The sequence below is a fragment of the Caldisericia bacterium genome (assembly GCA_021158845.1).
Lineage (GTDB): Bacteria > Caldisericota > Caldisericia > B22-G15 > B22-G15 > B22-G15.
On the sequence record JAGGSY010000067.1, the window covers coordinates 1 to 3,466 of the forward strand.

4 protein-coding genes are annotated in these 3,466 nt (G+C 35.0%); all 4 read right to left on the reverse strand.

The window, feature by feature from the left end; translation table 11 throughout:
- On the reverse strand, positions 1 to 811 hold an 811-nt coding region (locus J7J33_02695), incomplete at its 3' end, for a hypothetical protein (protein MCD6168200.1).
- Positions 808 to 1,872, reverse strand: coding sequence for a cell division protein FtsZ (gene ftsZ / locus J7J33_02700; GenBank protein MCD6168201.1), 1,065 nt, complete (start codon positions 1,870 to 1,872; stop codon positions 808 to 810). The genes J7J33_02695 and ftsZ, both read right to left, overlap by 4 nt.
- A gap of 11 nt (positions 1,873 to 1,883) precedes the next feature.
- On the reverse strand, positions 1,884 to 3,002 hold the full coding sequence (locus J7J33_02705) for a hypothetical protein (GenBank protein ID MCD6168202.1): 1,119 nt from the start codon (positions 3,000 to 3,002) through the stop codon (positions 1,884 to 1,886).
- Positions 2,999 to 3,466, reverse strand: a 468-nt coding sequence (locus tag J7J33_02710) for a hypothetical protein (protein MCD6168203.1), incomplete at its 5' end; no start/stop codon positions are given. The genes J7J33_02705 and J7J33_02710, both read right to left, overlap by 4 nt.

Sequence of the window (3,466 nt, forward strand, 5' to 3'; positions counted from 1 at the left end):
CCTCAATAGATGGAAATATAAAGTAGTTATCTTTCTTTACAAAGAAAAGATTGTCAAGAGATATAAATAGAGGATTATTTTCATCATTGATCATAATCCCCTCCTCTTTTATTATAAACCTTTTTGGAATTCTAATAACTTTCCCTTCAAATGCGATAATATTTATTATAGGAGTTCTATTGTTAATGAAATCTTCAACATGCATCTTTATTTCCAGCTCAATAAGATCTCCTGATATAGATTTCAAATAGACAGGAATCTCTTCACCTCTTATCTCATCTTCTATAAAGAGCTCTCTATCCTCAATGAGCCTATCAAGTATACTATCCTTTAAAACATAGAGAGTAGCGCTTAAGTTATCGACTATTCTAAAGACAGGATCACCTGGGTTGAGTATTACCAATTTTCCAATAGTTTTATATCTGGGTGTTCTATTATCCTTTAGATACTTTTCAATTATTGTTTCATTTATATTTCTACTCAAACTGAGTTCATCAAATTTTTTTGAGAATATTCCACTTTCAGGAGCAAAGAATTTAAATATTCCATTTTCTGTTTCAATCTGTGCAACAAGTGCATCCTTAGGTACTCTGTCTCCCTCTTTAAAAAAATACTCCACTTTTCCTTTGTAGGGAGAAAAAACAATCTTCTCCTTCAGCAAAGCAAAAGCCTTTTTGTTTACCACAATTTTTGATTCCACAGATTCCAATTTAACTGTGTCTGGAATTGAGAGAAAAGAGAGCACATTCTTTCCTTTTATAAATACAAAGGCAACAGAAAGGATTATTATTATAAGTATCCACCTTCTCACTCTTCTTCAGTCCTCCGCTTTCTTCTAAGAAAAGGTGGAATTTTTAGATCATCAGGAGTTAAAATGTCTGATTCAAGACCTTCAAGCATTGCTTCCCTTTTATACTTCGGCTGGAAGTTCGTAGCAATTACTATTATCTTCATCTGGTCTCCAAGCTCTTCATCTATGGTAACTCCAAAGATTATATTCGCCTCTGGATCAACGGAGTTTGAAATAACGCCCATAGCTCTTTTAACTTCGTGTAGGGATATGTTTTTGTTCCCTGCTATGTTCACCACAAGACCCTTTGCTCCAGACAATGATATCTCAAGAAGTGGACTGGTTATAGCGTTCTTTGCTGCCTGCTCTGCCCTTTTATCTCCAGAACCCATACCAACACCAAGCCATGCATTTCCTGCCCCTCTCATTATTTTAGATATATCGTTGAAATCAACATTTATTATTCCTGGCTGTGTAAGGAGATCTGATATTCCCTGAACTCCCTGTCTTAGCGCCTCATCTGCAAGAGAGAAGGAATCCAGCAGGCTCGTCTTTGAAGAGGTTATTTCAAGGAGTCTATTGTTAGAGATAACGATTAGCGTATCCACCTTTTCTTTTAACTGCTCAACACCTTCCTCTGCTGTCATCATTCTTTTTCTACCTTCAAATGTAAAAGGTTTTGTAACAACACCAATTGTTAAAGCACCTATTTCTTTTGCTATTTCTGCTACAATTGGAGATGCTCCTGTTCCAGTTCCCTTGCCCATTCCGGCAGTTATAAATACAAGATCTGCTCCAAGAAGGGCATCCTTTATCTCCTCTCTACTCTCATTGGCAGCTTGTGCTCCAAGCTCAGGATCAGAACCTGCACCAAGACCTTTAGTTGTTTTTGGTCCAATCTGTACGAGTCTGTGTGCCTTTGAGAGTTTGAGCACCTGAACATCAGTGTTTATAGCTATAAACTCCACATTTTTAACATCCCTCTCAATCATTCTATTCACAGCATTGGTGCCTGCTCCACCAACACCCACAACCTTTATTATAGGTTTTGTTTCCTGCCATGGGTCATAAGCATTACCCATAAGTTCCTCCTTTAATCAAATAATCTCTCCATCAAATTAATAAAACTATCCATTAAACCTCTCTTTTTTGTCTCCATCATTTTCACCAATTTAAAACCACCAACAGTAGATATCATCTGTAGATTGTCCAATTTGAGCTCACAATTAAACTCATCCGGCTCTCCCAAGGATGCAGGTAGATCAAAGAACTTCTTGGTAAACTCTTTTATATTCTTAAGTTTAGCACCTTCACCGCATATTACAACTTCCTCAGGAAAGAAGTTAAAACTGATTCTTTCAGTTCTGTTCTCAATGAATTCCAGAATTTCAAGGAAACGCATAGACGCCACTTTCTTTTCTATGGCAATAGGGTAATCCTCTGCCTTTAAAATTCTTGGATCTAAAAGTTTATCTTTGTAAAGTAATCTTTCTGCATCTCTGGGAGAGATCTTCAATATGTAGGAAAGGTCCCTTACAATATCGTTAACTCCAAGGGGAAGACTATCCACATATCTTGGTGAATTATCTCTTCCAAATATTATCTGAGTGCTGTTTGTGTTGAATACAATTATGAAGTTTTTTGAGAAAGAAGCCTTTAAGCCGTAAAAGACAAGAAGTGGTTCGATAAAAAATCCGCTGAGTTTCTTATTAAGGATTCTTTTAATAAGTTTTGGTTTCTTATCATCTATGGTAAAAACAAGAAAGTTTCCAATAAACCTATCTCCCCTTTCATCTATTGGAGTTGAAACCTTTTTTCCATCAATAGAGAATCCCTCTCTAATTATTTGAACTACCTCTTTCCCCTTTTTGGTTAGAGAATCCCTAATAAGAGATTCCATACTGGTTATATCCCTCTCCTTGATCTTTCTTCCTTTGGTTTTAATGAGTATCCTCTTTTTGTGAACAGAGGGAGTATCGTTTATGGATACAAATATATCTGTTTCTCCAACTTCGTCCTCTATCTTTTTTATCTTATCAAGAATCTGTTTTTTAAATATGCCCGTTTCAGCTATCCTACCCTTTTTAAGTTCTGAAGAATAAATTTCTTCTCTTAGAATTATATCTATACCTTCTCCAAGAGCATTTCCTGTGGTAAAGATAATCTTTCCATTTTCCTTTAATTCAATTATTGTTATGCTCTTCCTCTTCATTTCTCCACTACCATCATACTATCAAAGGAGGCGTCAATGAAACCACTTACCTTTTCTTTATGAACAAGAGTTATCACATTTTCAATTCGTCTTTTTATGTTTTTTCTCCCTATTAGTGCTTTAAAACCATTGCCCTCCATAAGAATCTCATCTTTTTCAAGGTCAAGGATAAGTTTAAAGTTTTCTCTGTTCAATAAATCCTGTATAAGAGGGAAAACGAAAGAGAGTTCTTTTATAGCATCATAGTGTTTTTTAAATTTTTTTCCTTCAGCTTTAATTTCAGGTAGTCCAGAGGTTTCCCCATTTTTTATAAAATCCCCATTTTTATCAAAAGAAACTACTTTATTCTCAAGTTTTAAATTTATAAAAGCTACCTTTTTATTAATTTCTTTTTGGGCGTTCCAAACAGAATTAGTGTAGTAAATGAAAGTAAATAATAAAACAGAGGCTATTAATATTAAAAC

Coding starts and splice junctions, on each gene's coding strand:
- ftsZ (MCD6168201.1), bottom strand. CDS start 1,872: ATGGGTAATGCTTATGACCCATGGCAGGAAACAAAACCTATAATAAAG.
- J7J33_02705 (MCD6168202.1), bottom strand. CDS start 3,002: ATGAAGAGGAAGAGCATAACAATAATTGAATTAAAGGAAAATGGAAAG.